This is a genomic window from Acidovorax sp. WCS2018Noco2-16, from assembly GCF_031843945.1.
GTDB lineage: Bacteria > Pseudomonadota > Gammaproteobacteria > Burkholderiales > Burkholderiaceae_C > Paracidovorax.
This window is the reverse complement of sequence record NZ_JAVTJJ010000002.1, coordinates 150575-171015: the sequence shown is the minus strand read 5'-3', so window position 1 is coordinate 171015 and position 20441 is coordinate 150575. Positions and strand designations below refer to the sequence as shown.

General features: G+C 61.0%; 19 protein-coding genes. 10 read left to right on the top strand and 9 right to left on the bottom strand.

Annotation, left to right across the window (positions count from 1 at the left end; genetic code table 11):
* Positions 1 to 62 precede the first annotated feature (62 nt).
* The 4 genes from secA to RQI28_RS06165 all read left to right on the top strand — a co-directional run bounded on the left by secA (position 63) and on the right by RQI28_RS06165 (position 5542).
* On the top strand, positions 63 to 2813 hold the full coding sequence (gene secA, locus RQI28_RS06180; protein WP_311221736.1) for a preprotein translocase subunit SecA: 2751 nt from the start codon (positions 63 to 65) through the stop codon (positions 2811 to 2813).
* A 115-nt stretch (positions 2814 to 2928) separates the two neighbouring features.
* Complete coding sequence (gene argJ / locus RQI28_RS06175) at positions 2929 to 4158, top strand: bifunctional glutamate N-acetyltransferase/amino-acid acetyltransferase ArgJ (RefSeq protein ID WP_311221735.1); 1230 nt, start codon at positions 2929 to 2931, stop codon at positions 4156 to 4158.
* A 48-nt stretch (positions 4159 to 4206) separates the two neighbouring features.
* Positions 4207 to 5085, top strand: coding sequence for an ATP-binding protein (locus RQI28_RS06170; protein WP_311221734.1), 879 nt, complete (start codon positions 4207 to 4209; stop codon positions 5083 to 5085).
* Entirely contained in the window at positions 5078 to 5542 is a 465-nt protein-coding gene (locus RQI28_RS06165) for an NUDIX domain-containing protein (RefSeq protein ID WP_311221733.1), read from the top strand. Before RQI28_RS06170 ends, RQI28_RS06165 begins: the two co-directional genes overlap by 8 nt.
* Positions 5543 to 5600: 58 nt before the next feature.
* On the opposite strand, the gene RQI28_RS06160 is transcribed toward RQI28_RS06165, so the two are convergent.
* The 7 genes from RQI28_RS06160 to RQI28_RS06130 all read right to left on the bottom strand — a co-directional run bounded on the left by RQI28_RS06160 (position 5601) and on the right by RQI28_RS06130 (position 12377).
* Positions 5601 to 5843 (bottom strand): DNA gyrase inhibitor YacG, encoded by a 243-nt coding sequence (locus RQI28_RS06160; protein ID WP_311222057.1) that lies wholly within the window; start codon positions 5841 to 5843, stop codon positions 5601 to 5603.
* 20 nt (positions 5844 to 5863) lie between these two features.
* Positions 5864 to 6619: a cell division protein ZapD gene (gene zapD / locus RQI28_RS06155; RefSeq protein WP_311221732.1), complete on the bottom strand. Its 756-nt coding sequence runs from the start codon at positions 6617 to 6619 to the stop codon at positions 5864 to 5866.
* An 83-nt stretch (positions 6620 to 6702) separates the two neighbouring features.
* The gene (gene coaE, locus RQI28_RS06150; protein ID WP_311221731.1) at positions 6703 to 7329 is read right to left on the bottom strand and encodes a dephospho-CoA kinase; all 627 of its coding nucleotides are present in this window, start codon (positions 7327 to 7329) and stop codon (positions 6703 to 6705) included.
* Complete coding sequence (locus RQI28_RS06145; protein ID WP_404976870.1) at positions 7326 to 8240, bottom strand: prepilin peptidase; 915 nt, start codon at positions 8238 to 8240, stop codon at positions 7326 to 7328. Before RQI28_RS06145 ends, coaE begins: the two co-directional genes overlap by 4 nt.
* 17 nt (positions 8241 to 8257) lie before the next feature.
* A complete protein-coding gene (locus tag RQI28_RS06140; protein WP_311221729.1) occupies positions 8258 to 9475 on the bottom strand; it encodes a type II secretion system F family protein in 1218 nt (405 codons plus the stop codon).
* Between the two features lie 22 nt (positions 9476 to 9497).
* Positions 9498 to 11234, bottom strand: a complete 1737-nt coding sequence (gene pilB, locus RQI28_RS06135; protein WP_311221728.1) for a type IV-A pilus assembly ATPase PilB — start codon at positions 11232 to 11234, stop codon at positions 9498 to 9500.
* A gap of 213 nt (positions 11235 to 11447) precedes the next feature.
* The gene (locus RQI28_RS06130; protein ID WP_404976882.1) at positions 11448 to 12377 is read right to left on the bottom strand and encodes a polyprenyl synthetase family protein; all 930 of its coding nucleotides are present in this window, start codon (positions 12375 to 12377) and stop codon (positions 11448 to 11450) included.
* Between the two features lie 268 nt (positions 12378 to 12645).
* Between RQI28_RS06130 and rplU the strand changes: the two genes are divergently transcribed.
* The 4 genes from rplU to proB all read left to right on the top strand — a co-directional run bounded on the left by rplU (position 12646) and on the right by proB (position 15715).
* Complete coding sequence (gene rplU / locus RQI28_RS06125) at positions 12646 to 12957, top strand: 50S ribosomal protein L21 (protein WP_311222055.1); 312 nt, start codon at positions 12646 to 12648, stop codon at positions 12955 to 12957.
* A 14-nt stretch (positions 12958 to 12971) separates the two neighbouring features.
* Positions 12972 to 13229 carry a 50S ribosomal protein L27 gene (gene rpmA / locus RQI28_RS06120; protein WP_311221727.1) on the top strand — a complete coding sequence of 86 codons (258 nt, stop codon included), beginning with the start codon at positions 12972 to 12974 and terminating at the stop codon, positions 13227 to 13229.
* A gap of 151 nt (positions 13230 to 13380) precedes the next feature.
* Positions 13381 to 14451 (top strand): Obg family GTPase CgtA, encoded by a 1071-nt coding sequence (cgtA, locus tag RQI28_RS06115; protein ID WP_311221726.1) that lies wholly within the window; start codon positions 13381 to 13383, stop codon positions 14449 to 14451.
* An 82-nt stretch (positions 14452 to 14533) separates the two neighbouring features.
* Positions 14534 to 15715, top strand: a complete 1182-nt coding sequence (gene proB / locus RQI28_RS06110) for a glutamate 5-kinase (RefSeq protein ID WP_311221725.1) — start codon at positions 14534 to 14536, stop codon at positions 15713 to 15715.
* Between the two features lie 59 nt (positions 15716 to 15774).
* Here the strand turns inward: proB and RQI28_RS06105 are convergent, their stop codons facing one another.
* Positions 15775 to 16461: an RNA pyrophosphohydrolase gene (locus RQI28_RS06105; RefSeq protein WP_311221724.1), complete on the bottom strand. Its 687-nt coding sequence runs from the start codon at positions 16459 to 16461 to the stop codon at positions 15775 to 15777.
* Positions 16462 to 16551: 90 nt separating this feature from the next.
* Here RQI28_RS06105 and RQI28_RS06100 point away from each other — a divergent pair, with 90 nt between their 5' ends.
* Positions 16552 to 18297: a proline--tRNA ligase gene (locus RQI28_RS06100; RefSeq protein WP_311221723.1), complete on the top strand. Its 1746-nt coding sequence runs from the start codon at positions 16552 to 16554 to the stop codon at positions 18295 to 18297.
* On the top strand, positions 18294 to 18995 hold the full coding sequence (locus tag RQI28_RS06095) for a lytic transglycosylase domain-containing protein (protein ID WP_311221722.1): 702 nt from the start codon (positions 18294 to 18296) through the stop codon (positions 18993 to 18995). The genes RQI28_RS06100 and RQI28_RS06095 overlap by 4 nt, the downstream gene beginning before the upstream one ends.
* Positions 18996 to 19037: 42 nt before the next feature.
* Here RQI28_RS06095 and RQI28_RS06090 read toward each other — a convergent pair whose 3' ends face one another.
* A complete protein-coding gene (locus tag RQI28_RS06090; protein ID WP_311221721.1) occupies positions 19038 to 20354 on the bottom strand; it encodes a hemolysin family protein in 1317 nt (438 codons plus the stop codon).
* Positions 20355 to 20441: the final 87 nt, after the last annotated feature.

Genomic DNA, 20441 nt, shown 5'->3' with positions numbered 1-20441 from the left:
ACTTCTTCTTAGGGATTCTGGTCGCTCTGCAGCTTCTCAGCTTGCGGCGCGGTCCTGCTCGCATGGCCACCAACTTCCTCACCAAATTATTCGGCAGCCGCAACGACCGGCTGCTCAAGCAATACCGCAAGACGGTTGTTCGCATCAATGCGATGGAGCCGGAGTACGAGAAGCTGAGTGACGATGCGCTGCGCGCAAAGACGCAGGAATTCAAGGAGCGGGTCGCCGAGGGCGAATCGCTGGACGATCTGCTGCCCGAGGCTTTCGCCGTCGTGCGCGAAGGCTCCAAGCGCATCATGAAGATGCGCCACTTCGATGTGCAGATGCTGGGCGGCATGTCGCTGCACTTCGGCAAGATCTCCGAAATGCGCACGGGTGAAGGCAAGACTTTGACCGCCACGCTGCCGGTGTATCTGAATGCGCTGTCTGGCAAGGGCGTTCACGTGGTGACGGTGAACGATTACCTTGCCAATCGCGACGCGCAGTGGATGGGCCGGCTCTATAACTTCTTGGGCCTGACGGTGGGTATCAACCTGCCAAACATGCCGCGCGAAGAGAAGCAGGCGGCGTATGCGGCCGACATCACCTACGGCACCAACAACGAGTACGGCTTCGACTACCTGCGCGACAACATGGTGTATGAGGCGCAGGACCGTGTGCAAAAGGTCCTTAACTTCGCCATCGTCGATGAGGTGGACTCGATCCTGATCGACGAGGCACGCACGCCGCTCATCATCAGCGGGCAGGCAGAAGACCACACGCCGATGTATCTGGCGATGAACGAAGTGGTGCCGGTGCTGGTGCGCCAAGAGGGCGAAGCGGACCCGCGCACGGGCGAGGGCGTCACCAAACCCGGCGACTTCACGCTGGATGAGAAGACCCATCAGGTGTTCCTGACCGAGCAAGGCCATGAGACTGCCGAGCGCGTGCTGGCCAGCCGGGGCCTGATCGCCGAGGGCGCGTCATTGTACGACCCGGCCAACATCTCGCTCATGCATCACCTGTATGCGGCGCTGCGGGCCAACCACCTGTATCACCGCGATCAGCACTACGTGGTGCAGAACGGCGAAATCGTCATCGTCGACGAGTTCACGGGCCGGTTGATGTCCGGGCGGCGATGGAGCGAAGGCCTTCATCAGGCCGTGGAAGCGAAGGAAGGCGTGAACATTCAGGCCGAGAATCAGACGCTTGCCTCCATCACCTTTCAGAACTATTTCCGCCTGTACGCGAAGCTGGCCGGCATGACCGGCACCGCCGACACCGAGGCCTATGAATTCCAGGAAATCTACGGCCTGGAAACCACGGTCATCCCTCCCAACCGGCCCAGCCGCCGTGATGACCAGCTCGACCGCGTGTACAAGACGACGCGCGAAAAGTACGAAGCCGCTATCAAGGACATTCGCGAATGCCACGAGCGAGGCCAGCCGGTGCTGGTGGGCACGACGTCGATCGAGAACTCCGAAATCATCGACCAGTTGCTGCAAAAAGAGGGGCTACCGCACCAGGTGCTGAACGCCAAGCAGCATGCGCGCGAAGCGGATATCGTGGCCCAGGCCGGACGTGCCGGCATGATCACGATCGCCACCAACATGGCCGGTCGCGGAACCGACATCGTGCTGGGCGGCAACATCGAAAAAGACGTAGCGGCCATCGAGAACGATGAAACGCTGGATGCCGCTACCAAGGAGGCGCGCCTTGCCGAGCTGCGTGCACAGTGGTCGCGTGACCATGAGCAGATCCGCGAGTTGGGCGGTTTGCGCATCATCGCTACCGAGCGTCATGAATCCCGCCGTATCGACAATCAGCTGCGTGGCCGTTCTGGCCGCCAGGGCGATCCAGGTTCTTCGCGCTTCTATCTGAGTTTGGACGACTCGCTGATGCGCATCTTCGCTGGCGACCGGGTCAAGTCCATCATGGACCGCCTGAAGATGCCCGACGGTGAAGCCATCGAAGCCGGGATCGTCACGCGCAGCATCGAATCGGCCCAGCGCAAGGTGGAAGCGCGCAACTTCGATGTGCGCAAGCAACTGCTGGAATACGACGACGTTGCCAATGACCAGCGCAAGGTCATCTACCAGCAGCGCAACGAGATTCTGGACGCAGCGGAGTTGTCCGAGCTCGTCTCGGTGATGCGGGACGACTGCCTGACCGACCTGGTTCGCCAGCATGTGCCAGCCGAATCGGTGGAAGAGCAGTGGGATCTGCCGACGCTGGAGCGTATGCTGAATGATGAATGGCAGATCCAGTTACCGCTGCAAAAGGAAGTAGAAAGCGCCGAGGCCATCACCGACGAAGACATTCTCGAGAAGGTCTTGAGCGCGGCGCGTGAGTCTTTCGACGCCAAGCTGGCGCTGATCGGCGAGGCGAACTTCACGCAGTTCGAGCGCATGGTGTTGCTGCAAAGCTTCGACACCAACTGGCGTGATCACCTGAGCGCGCTCGACTACCTGCGCCAAGGCATCCATTTGCGCGGCTATGCCCAGAAGCAGCCCAAACAGGAATACAAGCGTGAAGCGTTCGAGTTGTTCCGGCAGCTCATCGACCAAGTCAAGAACGAAGTGACCAAGCTGTTGATGACGGTGCAGGTGCAGTCGAGCGCCCAGCTTGAAGAAGCAGCGGAAGCTCTGGAAAATCGCGGCGAGAACATCGCCAACGTGACCTACACCGCGCCCACCGAAACCGGCGAAGTCGAAACCACGGTGGACGGGCAGACCGTGCGCTCGGGCGAAGACGGGTTGCGCGTGGGCCGCAACGACCCTTGCCCTTGCGGTAGCGGCAAGAAGTACAAGCAGTGCCATGGCAAGCTGGCCTGACAGAAATCGATTGCAATAATCGACTGCAATGAGGACACGGGCTGCGGCCCGTGTTGTCATTTGTGGTCATCGATTTTTCCGATAATCATCAGCCTCTTCGCAAGGAAACCAACCCATGCCCGTGAATCTCTCCGCCCCCGTGGCTTCTGACCTGCATTCCGTGGCGGGTGTTCGTATCGGCGTTGCCGAAGCCCGCGTACGCAAGGCCAACCGGAAGGACTTGACCGTGTTCCTGCTGGACGAGGGCGCCTCGGTCGCCGGCGTGTTCACGCAGAACCGGTTCTGCGCAGCACCCGTGCAGGTCTGCCGTGAGCACTTGCAAGGCGGTCAGGCCATTCGTGCGATGGTCATCAACACCGGCAATGCCAACGCGGGCACGGGAGCCGACGGACTGCAGCGTGCGCGTGCGACCTGTACGGCCTTGGCCGGGCAACTGGGCGTAGCGCCAGAACAGGTGCTGCCGTTTTCCACGGGCGTGATCATGGAGCCACTGCCGCACGAACGCATTGCCGCAGGTTTGCCCGCTGCCTTGGCCGATGCGCAGGGCGACCATTGGGCACGTGCTGCCGAAGGCATCATGACCACCGACACGCTGCCCAAGGCGTTCAGCCGCAAGGTGTCGTTGGGCGACTCTGTCGTGACCATCACCGGCATCTCCAAAGGCGCCGGCATGATCCGCCCCAACATGGCCACCATGCTGGGTTTTCTGGCGACCGATGCCGCCATAGCGCCCGAGCTGCTGGCCGGGTTGGTGCGCGACCTGGCGGATCGTTCGTTCAATCGTGTGACGATCGATGGTGACACCTCGACCAACGATTCCTTTGTGCTGATCGCGACGCACCAGGCCGGCAATGCGCCGGTCACCTCGCTGGACAGCCCAGACGGCCAAGCCCTACGCGCGGGCCTGCTGGGCGTGGCGCAGCAGTTGGCGCAGGCTATCGTGCGGGACGGAGAGGGCGCGACCAAGTTCATCACCGTACAGGTTGAAGGCGGCCAATCGGGTGAGGAATGCCGCAAGGTGGCTTACGCCATCGCCCATTCGCCGCTGGTGAAAACGGCGTTCTTCGCCAGCGATCCCAACCTGGGTCGCATTCTGGCGGCGGTAGGCTACGCAGGCATTGAAGATCTCGATCAGACCCGCATCGACCTGTTCCTCGACGAGGTGCACGTGGCCGTGCAGGGTGGCCGCAACCCGGAATACCGCGAAGAGGATGGCCAGCGTGTCATGAAGCAAAGCGAGATCACGGTACGAGTTTTGCTCGGTCGCGGCAGTGCGGTTGACACCGTGTGGACCTGCGATTTGAGCCATGACTACGTAACCATCAACGCGGACTACCGTTCCTGATCAACCTGCGGGCCGGGACCCATCTGGCTCCAGCACTCCGAAGAATCCATGAACGACGCATTCGCGCATCTGCTGCTCCGCGCCGAGCAACTCATCTCCCGTATCGAAGCCGTCTTGCCGCAGCCACTCTCCGCGCCCGACTGGTCAGCGGGCGCCGTTGCCTGGCGCTATCGCAAGCGCAGCAGCGGCCATGGCGTGCTGGAGCCCGTGCGCCATGTGGCAGGCATGCATTTGTCCGACCTGAAGGAAATCGATGCGCAGAAGGAAAAGATCCAGCGCAACACGCAGCAGTTCGTGGAAGGCAAGCCTGCCAACAACGTGCTGTTGACCGGTGCGCGCGGTACCGGCAAGTCTTCGCTCATCAAGGCCTGCCTGAGCACTTACGCAGACCAGGGCCTGCGCTTGATCGAGGTGGACAAGCAAGACCTGACCGACCTGCCGGACATCGTCGAGGTGGTCTCCGGCAGGCCCGAGAAATTCATCGTCTATTGCGACGACCTGAGCTTTGATGAGGGCGAGCCGGGATACAAGGCGCTCAAGTCGATCCTGGATGGCTCTATTGCCGCATCCACGCCCAACGTGCTGGTGTATGCCACCAGCAACCGGCGCCACCTGTTGCCTGAGTACATGAAGGACAACCTGAGCTACACCCACACCGAAGATGGCGAGGTGCACCCGGGCGAAGTGGTGGAAGAAAAGATCTCTCTGTCCGAGCGCTTTGGTCTGTGGGTGAGTTTTTACCCGTTCAGCCAGCACGAATACCTGGCCATCGTTGCTCAGTGGCTGAGTTCACTCGGGGTGGGCGCAGAGGATATCGAGCAAGCCAGGCCGCAGGCGCTGGTCTGGGCGCTGGAGCGCGGCTCGCGCAGCGGGCGCGTGGCCTACCAGTTCGCGCGCGACTACGCGGGCAGGCGTGCAGATGTCTGAGTCCAATCAATCACCGCAGCAGCCGGCACGCAAACATACCGAGGTCGCTGTCGGTATCTTGGTGCGCAACGACGGCGCCTTGCTGCTGTCCACCCGCCCGCCCGGAAAACCCTATGAGGGCTACTGGGAATTTCCGGGCGGCAAGATCGAGGCGGGTGAAACGGTAGAGCAGGCGCTGCGGCGTGAACTGATCGAGGAACTGGGCGTCACCATCGGTCCTGCGGTCGTGTGGAAGGTCACCGAGCACGACTATCCGCATGCCCTGGTGCGGCTGCACTGGTGCAAGGTGTCGCAATGGACGGGGAATTTCGAGATGCGCGAGGGCCAGACGATGGCTTGGCAGGGGTGGCCGCTCACCGTCAGGCCGGTACTGCCGGGCGCCTTCCCGGTGCTGGAGTGGCTGGCGCAGGAGCGCGGCGAAACCTTCGATGCCAGCTCCATGAAAAATCAAAAATGATAGCTGCTAGCGCTTGATGGATAAGCGCTAGAGGCTGATTTGATCTGAATTTTGAATTTCAGGGGAGTAGGCGGGGATCGCCGAACTCTGCGTCTTCCGGCGGCGCTTCGGTGGGCATGCGGAACTCTTCACTGGCCCACGCGCCCAGATCGATCTGTTTGCACCGTTCGCCGCAAAACGGACGGAATCGGTTGGCGGGGCTGTACAGGCTGCGGCCGCCGCACTGCGGGCAGGTGACCCATTTGGCGGCGGGATCTGCAGACTTCGGTGCATCGCCGGATTGGTTCGCTGACTGAGCCATTGTTTTCTTGTCGACTGTTTTTACGCGCACAGCGTCAATTCAAAAGCGGCATCCTCCGTGCTTGGCTGCAGACGGCCCGACGTGTCCTGCCGCATCAGCCGCACGGAAACGATCAGCCGATTGCCGCTGATCTCGGGGATCAGCTGCAGGACTGGGTCGATGCGCAACCGCAGCAACTGGAAGGTGCGCCCTTGCGGCAGCGTTTGCTGAAACTGTCCGCGGTCCGCTGCGACCTTCTGCGGCGCACCGGAATCGCGCAGCATTTTCAGCAGCACGAAGATCGATTCCGCCAGCGGAGCGAGGTGCGAGGCCCACCCTTCCAGGTCGTGGTGTCGATGTTCAGGTGTGTGGTGCTGCCAGGCGTAGTAGGCCGGTAAATCAAAGCCGCAGGTGCCGCCCGGAATACCGACGCGGCTGCGGATGCTCATCAGCCAGTCGTTCTCGGCCAGCGCATGGCCGGCCTTGCCGTGCTGCGTGTTGAGCGCGGCGAAGCACCGGTCGAGCTGGGCGATGACGCTGTCGAGTACCTCTTCGGAAATCGAAGGGTTGCCCCGATAGCCATCCAGTTGCTGTTTGTGTTTTTCCAGATCCTTCAGCACGTCGGACTTGAGATCTGCACGTGCGGCCACGTCCATGATCTCGAACATGGTCACCAGTGCGTAGTGGTGGTCCAGCGGATGGGCACGCGGAATCAGCTCGCCCAGGCGGCGAAACAGCTGCTCCAGCCGGAGATAGGTGCGCAGGCGTTCGTTAAAAGGGTATTCGTAAAGGATCACGCTGCTGGGTTCCTGGGGCGCTCGGGGAGGGGGCTACCGCTCGTCCTGAAGCACAAGGTCAGGCGCAGGCACGGCCCGATGCATCATAGCCCGAACCGTGTAGCGATCTGCCGTGCGTTTGTGTGCAGTTCTGTCAGAGAAATGCCGTCGTTGAGCACGACGATGTCGGCCGCGTCGCGGCGATGGGCTCGCGAGGCCTGCGCAGCGATGATGGCTTGTACTGCGCTGGCGCTCAATCCGCTGCGCGCCTGAACGCGCGCGATCTGGGTGGGTTCGCTGCAGTCCACCACGATGACGGCATCAAGCTCCCGGGCCCAGCGTGGCGACTCCACCAGCAGCGGGATGTCGAGCACGATCAGGTGGTATCCATCCTGTGTTGCGACTTCGACTGCCAGGGCAATGGCAGCCGCTACCAAAGGGTGAACAATGCGCTCCAGCTGCGACTTGGCCTCTGCTTGCGTGAACGCCCGCTCGCGCATACGCACCCGATCCAGCGCGCCGTCTACGTCGATGAAGTCGTCGCCGAATGCCTGCCTGATGGCCGCAATCGCCGCGCCGCCTGCGGCTGTGACGGACCGGGCGCATGCGTCGGCATCCACCAACGCTGCGCCGGCGTCCCGCAGCATGCCGCCCACGGTGCTTTTTCCGCTGCCGATGCCACCCGTCAACCCAACGCGCAACGGTCTGCGCGGCAGGCTGGAACGGGTCACAAGCCCAACCACCGCAGAATCGTCTGCATCAACCGCGCAGGGCCGACCACCATGGCAGTCACGCCTGCGCCGGCGAGGAACGGGCCGAAGGGAACATACAACCCTTCGCGCAGGCTGCTGGCGAATTTCATTGCGATGCCCACTAGTGCACCAATGACCGATGCGACCAGAATCATCGGCACCAGGGCTTCCCACCCGAACCAGGCGCCCAACGCGGCAAAAAGCTTGAAGTCCCCGTAGCCCATGCCTTCCTTGCCGGTGGCGAGTTTGAAGGCCCAATAGACAGACCACAGTGCCAGATAGCCGCACGCAGCGCCGATCACCGATGCCTGAAGCGGAACGTCGATCCAGCGCAGCGCCGCTGCGACAAGGCCTGCCCACAGCAGCGGCAGCGTGATGTCGTCAGGCAGCAGCGTGGTGTCCCAGTCGATGAAGGCCAGAGCCACCAGGGCTGCCGAGAAGCCGCACCAGACCGCGGCGGTTGCGGTCGGACCCCAACGGTAGCCGCAGTAGAAAAAGAGTGCGCCGGTCAGCAGTTCGACGGCGGGGTAGCGCGGGCTGATGCGAGTGTTGCAACCGGCGCATCGGCCCCTCAGGAAAAGATAGCTGAAGACCGGAATGTTTTCATACCACCGCAAGACATGCCCGCAAGATGGACAGCGCGAACGGGGCGTGGACAGATTGAATGGCTGTGCTGCCGGTGCTGCCGGTGCTGCCGGTGCTGGAGAGTCCGGTGTAGCTGCGACATTTTCTTCCTGCGCGCCGGGCGTGCCGGTGCCGTGGGTGTCCAGTGCGTACTGAGCTACTTCAGCGGCCCATTGACGCTCCATCATTTTCGGGAGGCGATGGATCACGACGTTCAGGAAGCTGCCTACGAGCAAACCCAGCACGCCGGCAATGCCGGCCACCATCCAGACGTCTTCCAACATCAGACAACTTGGCCCAGCTTGAAGATCGGCAGGTACATCGACACCACGATGCCGCCAATAAGCGTGCCCAAAAACACGATGATGATGGGCTCCATCAGGCTGGACAGGCCGGCCACCATTTCATCTACCTCGGCCTCGTAAAAATCAGCGGCCTTGCCGAGCATGTGATCGATGGAGCCGGATTCTTCTCCGATGGCGCACATCTGCAGCACCATGGATGGAAACACGTTGGCATTGCCCATGGCAGCCGTCAGGCTGGTGCCGGTGGAGACTTCCTGTTGGATTTTTTCAGTGGCATCGGCATAAACGGAATTGCCAGATGCGCCGCCGACGGAGTCGAGCGCCTCCACCAGTGGAACGCCGGCGGCGAACATGGTGGACAGCGTGCGAGTCCAGCGGGCCACGCAGGATTTGTCAATCAGCGCGCCGAACACGGGCAAGCGCAGAAGCAGCCGATCCATGACCTTCTGCATCTTCTCGTTGCGGCGCCAGGCCTGCATGAAGAAGAAGAAGCCACCACCCATTACCCCGAAGATCAGCCACCACCACTTCACGAAGATTTCGCTGATACCCATCACGAACAGGGTGGGTGCTGGCAGATCCGCACCGAACGATGAGAACACGTCTTTGAAAGCCGGAATCACGAAGATCATGATGATGGTGACCACCACGAACGCCACGATGACCACGGAGATGGGGTACATCAAGGCAGAGCGGATCTTGGACTTGATGGCTTCGGTCTTCTCCATGTACATCGCCAGGCGATCCAGCAATGCTTCCAGAATACCGGCAGCCTCGCCCGCCTCGACCAGATTGCAGTAGAGGCTATCGAAATACATGGGATGCTTGCGGAACGCCATGTTGAGCGACGTTCCTGTTTCGACATCGGTGCGGATGTCGTTGAGCAACTTGGTCACGCTGGGGTTCGTGTTGCCGCGGCCCACGATGTCGAATGATTGCAGCAATGGCACGCCTGCCTTCATCATCGTGGCCATCTGCCTTGTGAACAGCGCAATGTCCTTGGGCTTGATCTTCTTGCCCGAACTCGTTCGGCGCTTTTTGATCTTGGTTGGCAGCACGCCCTGGCGACGCAAGGTGGCCTGCACCTGGTTCTCACCGGCGGCGCGCACTTCGCCGCGAACGATCTTGCCACTGCGGTCCTTGCCTTCCCATTCGAAGACGAAGTCCTTGATATCCCTAGATGCAGCGGTCACCATGTTGCGCACTCTCGTTCTTGGTTCATTCGTTGGTCACGGCCAGGACTTCCTCTAGAGAGGTCAATCCCATACGGGCCTTGTACAACCCGGACGTGCGTAGTGAACGCACCCCCTCCCGCTTGGCCTGCTCGGCGATTTCCAGCGCGCTGCCATCACGCAAAATGATGCGTTGCGTCTCTTCCGATACCGGCATGACCTGATAAATGCCCAGCCGTCCTTTGTAGCCGTTGTTGCAGGCAGAGCAGCCCACGGGCTTGTAGGTCACCCAGGAGCCATCGATTTCATCTTCGCGATAGCCCGCCTCCACCAGTGCTTCATGGGGAATGTCGGCTGGGACCTTGCACTGGGGGCATAGCCGACGTGCGAGCCGTTGGGCAGTGATGAGGATGACGCTGCTGGCGATGTTGAACGGCGCGATCCCCATGTTGCGCATGCGGGTCAGCGTGGTCGGCGCATCGTTGGTGTGCAAGGTGGACAAAACCAAGTGCCCGGTTTGTGCAGCCTTGATGGCGATATCGGCGGTCTCCAGGTCTCGGATTTCACCCACCATGATGATGTCGGGATCCTGCCGCAAGAAAGACTTCAGCGCCGTTGCAAAGGTCAGCCCAGCCTTCTCGTTGACGTTCACCTGGTTGACGCCGGGCAGGTTGATTTCCGACGGGTCTTCCGCTGTGGCGATATTCACCCCGGGTTTGTTTAGCAGATTCAGGCAGGTGTAGAGCGACACCGTTTTGCCCGAACCCGTCGGGCCCGTGACCAGAATCATTCCATATGGGCGGCCAATGGCATGCATCAGCCGCGCCTTTTCCTCAGGCTCGTACCCGAGCGCTTCAATTCCCAGCTTGGCGCTGCTCGGATCGAGAATCCGGATCACGATCTTCTCGCCGAATAAAGTGGGCAGGGTGCTGACGCGGAAGTCGATGACCCGGTCGGGTCCGACTTTCAGTTTCATGCGGCCGTCTTGCGGAACACGCTTTTCTGAAATATCGAGGCGTGAAATGACCTTGATGCGTGACGCGAGCTTGTCCTTGATCGCAATCGGCGGCGAGGCGATCTCCCGCAACTCGCCGTCGACCCGGAATCGAACGCGGTACTGGTGTTCGTAGGGTTCGAAATGCAAGTCTGAAGCGCGCATGTTGAAGGCGTCAAGCAGCATCTTGTGCAAAAACTTGACGATGGGCGCGTCTTCTACCTCGTTGGCAGCTGCGTCTGCAGCCTCGGTGTTTTCTTCGGCAGGTAAGTCATCGAATTCGAAATCGCCGCCGGAGTTCACACCCTCCATGGCTTCGGTCGTCGACCTCGTCGCCGTTTCGATCAGCCGCACGAGTTTGTCGTATTCGGCAATGATCCAGTCCACGCCCATCTGTGTCGTGAACTTGATCTTCTCCGCTGCTTCCTGGTCTGTAGGGTCGGCCGTCGCAACAATAAGGCGGTTGTTGCGCTTGCTCAGAACGATGACGCGATACGACTGACAAATCTTCGCGTCCAGCAAATCGCGGGGCAGACGCAGTGGATCAATGGCCTCGATATCAAGCAACGGGGCGCCGAAAACAGAGGAGACTGTGTGGGCCAGATCGAGCGGCGACACTGCGCCGGATCCGGTCAGTTCCGCAATAAAGCTGGTTCGGCTGGTCTGTGACTTCCGATAAAGGTCTTCGGCGATCTTCTGGCTGAGTTGGCCGGCCGAAATGAGCGCGCGTCCCAACCCAGGCAGAGCCATGCTGGAAGCATCTTTGTGTGCGGAATCGACAGCAGCCATGTAACCAGTGGATTCTTATGGGTGGAAAGGAAACCATCCTATCACCGCGGCTACAGACGAATGTGTAGAACTTCCACGCGAGTCATGAACGCAACGGCTTAGCTACAGTTAATGATGTGGCGTGTTCGGCGAGAGGGCTTCGACCTTTTCCCATGAACATTTAATGTGGCTCGAACGAACTGATTTACTTCCCGAGCCAAGCTCGGCAGTAAATCACACACGCCGCTCTAGTAACTGAGAGGCTAGATCCAACAATGCGGCAGTGTACGAATTTGGAGGTAGCTGGCGCGCAGCGTCAAGAGCCAGCTGTGCCTGTGCCGCCGCCGCCTGTCGGGTGGCCGTCAAAGCGCCGGTTTCCTTGACGATGGTAATGACCGAAGACAACTCATCGGTGGCGCCAGCTTCGATAGCTTGTTGAATCAGTTGCCGTTGAGAGTCCGATCCGCGTTGCATGGCGATGATCAGTGGCAAGGTCACTTTGCCTTCACGAAGATCATCGCCAAGATTCTTCCCCATCTCGCCTGCGTCGCCGTCGTAGTCCAGCACGTCATCGATCACTTGAAAGGCGGTTCCCAGAGCCTGGCCGTAGCTCGCGCAGGCTTCTTCAACAGCGGCAGAGCTTTTGGACAGGACCGCGGCCAGGCGGGTGCTGGCTTCAAAAAGTTTTGCCGTCTTTGAGCGAATGACCTGCAAATAACCCGCTTCGCTCAACGACGCGTCATGCGTATTCATCAGTTGCTGCACTTCGCCCTCTGCAATGATGTTGGTAGCTTCCGACAGGATCTGCATGATGCGCATGTCGTCGGCGTCCACCATCATCTGGAAGGCGCGAGAGTGCAGGAAATCGCCCACCAGCACGCTGGCCGGGTTGCCAAAGCTCTCGTTGGCCGTAGGGCGCCCGCGTCGCAAGGTGGATTCATCCACCACATCGTCGTGAAGCAGCGTCGCCGTATGAATGAATTCGATCACCGCTGCAATGTTGAAGCGTTGTGCTCCCTGGTATCCAAGTGCACCGCACGCCATCAAAAGCAGGGCCGGCCTGAGTCGTTTGCCCCCGGCAGAGATGATGTATCGCGCTACCTGTCCCACCAAGGGGACGGATGAATCGAGTCTTTGGGCAATCACTTTGTCCACTTGCACCATGTCGTCGGCGATGAGTGCAAGGGAGGATGCAGTACTGGGGGAAGTGGCAGCCAAAGCGTTGATGGGGTCGAGAGAAAGAGCGATTATAGGAAGGGCCGTCAGTCTTTCGGGCATGCGTGAAGGCTTTGAGCGTTCTCGTGGGCAACCCCACTCCGTAAGTATGCATAACGCCAGCGCCAAGGCGGCGGGTTGCAAGCCTTTTGGGATCGTGGTAGAGTCGCCGGCTCTGCAGAAATTCGTTTGCAGGACTCACATCAAAGAGGTTTACATGTACGCGGTCATAAAAACCGGCGGCAAACAGTATCGTGTTGCTGCTGGCGAAAAAATTAAAGTAGAACAGATTGCTGCGGACGTAGGCCAGGAGATCGTGATCGACCAGGTTTTGGCTGTCGGCAACGGCGCTGAACTCAAGGTTGGCACGCCCCTGGTGTCCGGCGCAACGGTCACGGTCACGGTCGTGGCCCACGGCAAGCACGACAAGGTGCACATTTTCAAAATGCGCCGTCGTAAGCACTATCAGAAACGCCAAGGCCATCGCCAGCAGTTCACTGAATTGCAAATCGGCGCGATCGTCGGTTAACAGGAGTTGATCTCATGGCACAGAAAAAAGGCGGCGGCTCTACGCGAAACGGGCGCGATTCCAAGCCCAAGATGCTCGGTGTCAAAGCGTTCGGCGGTGAGCTGATCAGCGCTGGCTCCATTATCGTGCGCCAACGCGGTACGCGTTTCCATCCCGGCGCGAACGTCGGTGTGGGCAAGGACCACACGTTGTTCGCTCTGGTGGACGGCCACGTGTCCTTTGGCACCAAGGGTGCCATGTCCAAGCAGACGGTCAATGTGACTGCAGCCTGAGGGTCGTCACTCGACGCTCTTCAAAGCCCCGCACGTCGGGGCTTTGTCATTTTCAGGGTGCCTCTGATAAGGCATTCCTCGATGCCCCGTCCGACGGGGCTCTTGCGTTTTCTGGGTAGCAGCCGGATCCGCTTTTTGTAAACTGGATGCCATGAAGTTCGTCGACGAAGCCTTTATCGACATTGCCGCCGGAGATGGCGGCAATGGCTGTGTCTCGTTCCGCCACGAGAAGTACAAGGAATTCGGGGGGCCGAACGGCGGGGACGGCGGCCGCGGCGGCCACGTGTTCGCGGTGGCTGATCCGAATCTGAATACGCTGGTGGACTTTCGTTATTCGCGCCGCCACGAGGCCAAGCGTGGCGAACATGGCATGGGCTCGGATATGTTCGGCGCAGCAGGCGACGACATCACCCTGAAAATGCCCGTGGGCACGATCATCTCCGATGTGGAGACTGGCGAAGTACTGTACGAATTGCTGAACCCAGGAGACGTGATCACGATCGCCAAGGGCGGCGACGGCGGCTTCGGCAACATGCGATTCAAAAGTGCCATCAACCGCGCGCCGCGTCAAAAGACGCCGGGCTGGCCAGGCGACCGCAAGAATCTGAAGCTCGAACTCAAGGTATTGGCCGACGTGGGCCTGCTGGGCATGCCGAACGCGGGCAAGTCCACTTTCATTGCGGCGGTGTCCAACGCCAGGCCCAAGATCGCCGACTACCCGTTCACGACGCTGCACCCGAATCTGGGTGTGGTTCGCGTGGCGCCAGAGCAGAGCTTCGTGATCGCGGACATTCCGGGGTTGATCGAAGGCGCGTCGGAGGGAGCGGGTTTGGGCCACCAGTTCCTGCGTCACCTGCAGCGCACGCGGCTGCTGCTCCACGTGATCGACATGGCGCCCTTCGATGACGCGGTGGATCCGGTCGCACAAGCCAAAGCTATCGTGGAAGAGCTCAGAAAGTACGATGCCGCACTGCACTCCAAGCCGCGCTGGCTTGTGCTGAACAAGCTCGACATGGTCCCGGTGCCGGAACGCGCGGCGCTGGTGAAAGACTTCGTCAAGCGGTTCAAGTGGAAGGGGCCGGTGTTCGAGATTTCCGCTTTGACGCGCGAAGGTTGTGAGGCATTGATCCACGCCATTTACAAGCACGTGCGCGCCGAACAGCAAGCCCTGCTTGCGCCAGTGGAGGTGGATCCTCGCTTTGCCGGCGATGCACCTGTTTGAATACAGGTCTGCATTTGCTATCAAAAATATAGCTAATGGCGCTTGATATATAAGCGCTAGCGGCCTAAAAGACTCCAAAAAAATGGCTTCCAGTCTATTGCGCGATGCGCGTCGAATCGTGGTCAAGGTGGGCTCCAGTCTGGTGACCAACGAAGGGCGTGGTCTGGATGAGCAGGCGATTGGCGAGTGGAGCCGCCAGCTTGCCGCGCTGGTGCGGGGCAACGGTGCAGAGCGCCGAGAGGTAATCATGGTGTCCAGTGGCGCCATCGCCGAAGGAATGAAACGGCTGGGATGGATGGTGCGCCCTAGCGAAATCCATGAGCTTCAGGCGGCTGCAGCGGTCGGCCAGATGGGCCTGGCGCAGATGTACGAAACCAAATTGCGCGAGCATGGGATGGGCAGTGCACAAGTGTTGCTGACGCATGCCGATCTCGCTCATCGGGAACGTTATCTCAACGCGCGTTCCACCTTGCTGACGCTGTTGCGGCTCGGTGTCGTGCCCGTCATCAACGAAAATGACACCGTGGTCACGGATGAAATCAAGTTCGGCGACAACGACACGCTTGGCGCACTAGTGGCCAACCTGGTCGAGGCGGACGCGCTCATCATCCTGACTGACCAAAAGGGTCTATACACCGCGGATCCCCGCCGTGATCCAGCCGCGCAATTTGTCCACGAGGCACGTGCTGGTGACACGACGTTGGAGGCGATGGCCGGTGGAGCGGGATCCAGCCTCGGCAAAGGTGGAATGATCACGAAAATCATTGCCGCAAAGCGCGCTGCCGGTTCGGGCGCTTCTACCGTGATCGCCTGGGGACGCGAGCCTAATGTGTTGATTCGCCTGGCGCAAGGCGAATCCATCGGCACACTGCTCGTGGCTCAAACGGCCAAGAAGCAGGCGCGCAAGCAATGGATGGCCGATCACTTGCAGATGCGTGGATCGGTCACCGTCGATGCGGGCGCTGCGGCCAAGGTGCGCGATGAAGGCAAAAGCCTGCTGCCCATCGGCATGGTGGCCGTGGAGGGCGATTTTTCCCGCGGGGACGTGATAGCGGTTCGCGACGCGGGTGGGTCTGAAATCGCCCGGGGGCTTGCGAACTATGCGAGCGCCGAGGCGCGACTGCTTTGCCGCAAGCCATCCGCGGAGTTTGAACGCCTGCTCGGCTACGTCGCCGAGCCTGAAATGGTCCATCGCGACAATCTGGTGCTGACAGACTCAACGAGCCCTGCTCCGCAACGCCAAGTCAAGACTGCCAGCGTTTGAAGCTGCCTCAAACCAGAGCAGCGGCCGGCGCCCCGGGCGCCTTCCGCAGTGATTGCCGTCTAAACCGGCGACGCGTTGGACTTGGTCAAGGCCGCCGCAGCCAGACCGCTGGACTCGTCACACTGCGGATTAGGGTCGAAGCTGGCACCTGGCGGCAGTTCCATACCAGGACTCAGCAGCAACGAGCCTGCGCGATGGAAAGAGCCGGCAGCGCCCGGCTCGCCACCTTCGCGCGAACGCATTCCACTACGCAAATAGCGGTTTCGCTGCTCATGGCGGGGAAGAAACCGCGCCAATTCCGTCAGCGCCATTTCGTAGACGCCTCGCTTGAACTCCACCACCACGTCCAGCGGCACCCAGTAGTCGTTCCAACGCCAGGCGTCGAACTCAGGGTGGTTGGTGGCGCGGAGATTCAGATCCCAATCATGGCCGACCAATTGCAGCAAATACCAAATCTGCTTCTGGCCTTTATAGTGGCCTCGTGCGTCGCGCCGTATATACCGGTCAGGCACCTCGTAGCGCAACCAGTCCCGGGTGCGGGCAACCACGCGAACGTGCAGCGGATGCAGTCCCACCTCTTCGTGCAGTTCCCTGAACATCGCCTGCTCGGGCGTTTCGCCCCGATCAATGCCACCTTGCGGGAACTGCCAGCTGTGGGTGCGAATGCGTTTGCCCCAAAATACCTGGTTTTTCTGGTTGAGCAGGATGATGCCGACGTTCGGCCGAAAGCCGTCCCGGTCAAGCATAATCTAACCCCAAATTTTTAAACTGTGACCATTATGCACGGCGCCCTGCGTGCGGCAAGCGGGCCGGTCCCAGTCGCCTGAAATGATCCGATGAAAGCTTCTCAATTCTTTATCTCCACCCTCAAAGAAGCTCCGGCGGATGCCGAAGTGGTCAGCCACCAACTCATGATGCGGGCGGGCTTGATCAAGAAGCTGGGCGCAGGCATTTATAACTACATGCCCATGGGCCTGCGCGTGGTGCGCAAGGTCGAAGCCATTGTGCGAGAAGAGATGAATCGCGCCGGCGCGGTGGAGTGCAGCATGCCAGTCGTGCAGCCGGCCGAGCTGTGGCAGGAAACGGGCCGCTTCGACAAGATGGGCCCTGAATTGCTGCGTATCAAGGATCGCCACGGGCGGGACTTCATCATCCAGCCGACCAGCGAAGAAGTGGTCACTGACATCGCAAGGCAGGAATTTCGCAGCTACAAGCAACTGCCTAAAAACCTGTATCAGATCCAGACCAAGTTCCGCGACGAGCGGCGGCCACGGTTCGGTCTGATGCGCGGCCGCGAATTCACGATGAAGGACGCGTACAGCTTCGACCGAGACGTGGCGGGCGCCAAGGCCAGCTACCAGGTGATGGCGCAGGCGTACCGCCGCATCTTTGATCGCTTCGGGCTGACCTACCGGGCTGTGGCGGCCGACAGCGGGGCCATTGGCGGTGATTTGAGCGAAGAGTTCCAGGTCATCGCAGCCACGGGCGAAGACGCGATCGTGTATTGCCCGACGAGCGACTACGCCGCCAACATGGAAAAGGCCGAAGCGCTGGCACCCGCGGGCCCTCGCGGTGCGGCTTCTCAAGCACTTAAGCTGACGCCGACCCCTGGCAAGAGCACCTGCGGTGATGTGGCCGAATTGCTGGGTGTGCCGCTGCAATCCACGGTCAAATCGCTGGTGCTGGCCACGGACGAAACCAACGCCGAGGACGAGATCGTCAAAAGCCAGGTTTGGCTGCTGCTGCTGCGCGGCGACCACGACATGAACGAGATCAAGGTGTCCAAGGTGCCGGGCCTGGATGTGGGCTTTCGATTTGCTACCTTGGGCGAGATCGAAACGCACTTCGGCTGCAAGCCGGGCTACCTGGGCCCGTTGCAGCTCAAGCAACCCGTCAAGCTGGTGGTGGACCGCGATGTGGCCGTCATGGCGGATTGGATCTGCGGCGCCAATCAACCTGACCTTCACATCACCGGGGTGAACTGGGGCCGCGACCTGCCCGAGCCCGACCTGGTGGCCGACCTGCGCAACGTGGTGGCTGGTGATTTGTCGCCAGACGGCAAGGGCGAGCTGGCCATCGAGCGGGGCATTGAGGTGGGCCATGTGTTCTATCTGGGCACCAAGTACAGCCGGGCGATGAATGCCACCTTCCTGGCTGAAAACGGCAAGCCTGCTTTCTTCGAGATGGGTTGTTACGGCATCGGCATCACGCGTCTGCCGGCTGCGGCCATCGAGCAGAACCACGACGAGCGCGGCATCATCTGGCCCGACGCCATTGCTCCCTTCACCGTGGTGGTGTGCCCAATCGGCATGGATCGCAGCGCCGAAGTGAAGGCAGCCGCCGAAAAACTGTATGGCGATTTGCAGGCTGCCGGCATCGACACACTGCTGGATGATCGCGGCGAGCGCCCAGGCGCCATGTTTGCAGACTGGGAACTGATTGGCGTGCCGCATCGTGTGGTGATCTCCGACCGTGGCCTGAAGGAAGGCCAGATGGAGTACCAGCACCGCCGCGATACGGCAGCCACCAAGGTGGCCGTGGCCGATGTGCTGGCCCATGTACAGGGGCGCATCTCGGTATGACGCACATCGTCGGTGCCGGCAACGACAACCGCAGCGACACGGATGCGCCTGCGGGTGGCCTGTCTCGCCGTGCGTGCCTGCTGTCGCTCTCGGCCGGCCCTGCGGCCTGGCTGGGTGCACCTCAGGCCGCTCATGCGGGTGGTCAGCTGGAAGAGCCCTTGATGGATTCGGTGCGGACGGCATTGAGTTCCGCTGTCGCCAACCAGGGGCCCCCCGAGCCGCTGTTTGCCTCCACCGAGGCGCGGCTGGGCTATCTACGCTGGCTGGGCACGATGAGCGAGCGCTTGCGCCGCCATAAGCCCGACTGGGAAGTGCGGCGCGATTTTCTGCAGACGGCTTGGTACGAATCCCGGCGTGCTGGCCTGGATATTTCGCTGGTGCTCGGGCTGATCCAGGTGGAAAGCGCTTTCCGCAAATTCGCCGTCTCCAGCGTGGGAGCACGCGGCTACATGCAGGTGATGCCGTTCTGGACCCGGGTGATCGGCGATGGCGATGCAGGCAAGTTGTTCCAGATGCAGACCAACCTGCGGTTCGGCTGCGTCATCCTGCGCCATTATCTCGACCGTGAACGGGGCGACCTGTACATGACGCTGGGCCGCTACAACGGCAGCCGGGGCAAGCCGGCCTATCCGAATGCGGTGTTCGCAGCGCAGCGCAACTGGTTCTTTCAAGAGCGCATACCTACCGACGCTGCCTGACGCGGTCAAGCGCCGGCGCTGGGCTGTCCGGCGGTGCTATGGCTAACCGCTGACCTCGGTCGTCGGCGCGGTCTCGCCCAGCCGGGACACCATCACCTGGTCGATGCGGTAGCTGTCCACATCCAGCACCTCAAACTTGTAGCCGCCCCAGTTCACGCTATCTGTGCGGCGAGGCACCCGACGCAGCATCACCATCAGAAAACCCGCCAACGTTTCGTATTCTTCCGCATGCGGCAGGGCATCCAGGGCCAAAGCGCGCAGAACATCCCCAATCGGCGTCACCCCGTCGATCAGCCAAGAATTCTCGTCGCGCCGCACGATCTGCTCTTCGTCGGTCGGGCTGATGAGATCACCCATCACCGTGCTCATCACGTCGTTCAGCGTGACGACGCCGACGACCATGCTGTATTCGTTGACGATGACTGCAAAGTCTTCGTGCACCTGGCGGAATTGCTCCAGCACCTCGCCCAGTGAAAGACGGTCGGGCACGATGAGCACCTTGCGCACCAGTCCCTCGTCCGCCAGCGAGATGGGCTGGTTGTTCAGCACGCGCTGAAAAAGATCTTTCGCGTCGACGTAACCCACTACATGGTCGATGTCGCCGTCACACACCGGGTAGGTGGAGAACGGCTCCTCGGCGATGCGTGCGCGGATCACCGTGTCCGGGTCGTCGCGCAGAAAGTAGGCGATACGGTCGCGCTGCGACATGGCACTGCCCACCGTGCGGGTGTCCAGCTCGATCACGTTCTCGATCACCTGCCGCTCGCGCGCCGCCAGCACGCCCGCGCGGGCTCCGGCTTCCATCATGGCCAGGATGTCGTCGGACGTGACCCGGTCGTCCCGCAGCGACGACAGGCCCAGCAGCCTGAAGAGCACATCGGCGCTACGGCTGTAGAGCCACACCAGCGGCCGCAGAACCGCCATCAGTACAGTCATGGGGCGGGCGACGCGCAGCGCCAGATGTTCCGGGTTCGCCATGCCAAGCCGCTTAGGGAACAGGTCGGCGAACAGGATGAACAGTGACGTGATGGTGATGAAAGACGCCAGAAAACCGATGGTTTGCGCTGTCGAAGGGCTCATCCACAGCCCCATGAATGCGGTGAAGTGCGGGCTCAATGCGCCTTCGCCCACGATGCCGCCCAGAATGGCCACGGCGTTCTGCCCGACCTGCACCACGGTGAAGTAGTCGCCAGGATGCTCCTGAATGCGCATGACTCGCTCGGCGCGGCTGTCGCCTTCGTCGGCCATCTGCCGCAGCCGTAGCCGGCGCGAGGCGGCCAGGGAAATCTCGGCCAGGGAAAAGAAAGCGCTGGCGACGATCAGCAGACCAATGACAAAAAGGCTTTGAGAGAAATTCATGGAAAGGGACAGGGTGGCCATGCAGGGCCGCACAGTGCGTCGAAGTGTAGCGGGGCTCTGCCCACACACAAACGGCACAGCAGGCCG

What these genes read in the sequence shown, in the direction of transcription:
- RQI28_RS06095 (WP_311221722.1), top strand. Translation starts at nt 18,294, where the DNA reads ATGACGCACATCGTCGGTGCCGGCAACGACAACCGCAGCGACACGGAT.
- argJ (WP_311221735.1), top strand. Translation starts at nt 2,929, where the DNA reads ATGCCCGTGAATCTCTCCGCCCCCGTGGCTTCTGACCTGCATTCCGTG.
- cgtA (WP_311221726.1), top strand. Translation starts at nt 13,381, where the DNA reads ATGAAGTTCGTCGACGAAGCCTTTATCGACATTGCCGCCGGAGATGGC.
- rpmA (WP_311221727.1), top strand. Translation starts at nt 12,972, where the DNA reads ATGGCACAGAAAAAAGGCGGCGGCTCTACGCGAAACGGGCGCGATTCC.
- RQI28_RS06090 (WP_311221721.1), bottom strand. Translation starts at nt 20,354, where the DNA reads ATGAATTTCTCTCAAAGCCTTTTTGTCATTGGTCTGCTGATCGTCGCC.
- RQI28_RS06100 (WP_311221723.1), top strand. Translation starts at nt 16,552, where the DNA reads ATGAAAGCTTCTCAATTCTTTATCTCCACCCTCAAAGAAGCTCCGGCG.
- RQI28_RS06145 (WP_404976870.1), bottom strand. Translation starts at nt 8,240, where the DNA reads ATGGTGGCCGGCATTGCCGGCGTGCTGGGTTTGCTCGTAGGCAGCTTC.
- RQI28_RS06105 (WP_311221724.1), bottom strand. Translation starts at nt 16,461, where the DNA reads ATGCTTGACCGGGACGGCTTTCGGCCGAACGTCGGCATCATCCTGCTC.
- secA (WP_311221736.1), top strand. Translation starts at nt 63, where the DNA reads ATGGCCACCAACTTCCTCACCAAATTATTCGGCAGCCGCAACGACCGG.
- rplU (WP_311222055.1), top strand. Translation starts at nt 12,646, where the DNA reads ATGTACGCGGTCATAAAAACCGGCGGCAAACAGTATCGTGTTGCTGCT.
- pilB (WP_311221728.1), bottom strand. Translation starts at nt 11,234, where the DNA reads ATGGCTGCTGTCGATTCCGCACACAAAGATGCTTCCAGCATGGCTCTG.
- RQI28_RS06130 (WP_404976882.1), bottom strand. Translation starts at nt 12,377, where the DNA reads ATGGTGCAAGTGGACAAAGTGATTGCCCAAAGACTCGATTCATCCGTC.
- RQI28_RS06140 (WP_311221729.1), bottom strand. Translation starts at nt 9,475, where the DNA reads ATGGTGACCGCTGCATCTAGGGATATCAAGGACTTCGTCTTCGAATGG.
- RQI28_RS06160 (WP_311222057.1), bottom strand. Translation starts at nt 5,843, where the DNA reads ATGGCTCAGTCAGCGAACCAATCCGGCGATGCACCGAAGTCTGCAGAT.
- RQI28_RS06165 (WP_311221733.1), top strand. Translation starts at nt 5,078, where the DNA reads ATGTCTGAGTCCAATCAATCACCGCAGCAGCCGGCACGCAAACATACC.
- RQI28_RS06170 (WP_311221734.1), top strand. Translation starts at nt 4,207, where the DNA reads ATGAACGACGCATTCGCGCATCTGCTGCTCCGCGCCGAGCAACTCATC.
- proB (WP_311221725.1), top strand. Translation starts at nt 14,534, where the DNA reads ATGGCTTCCAGTCTATTGCGCGATGCGCGTCGAATCGTGGTCAAGGTG.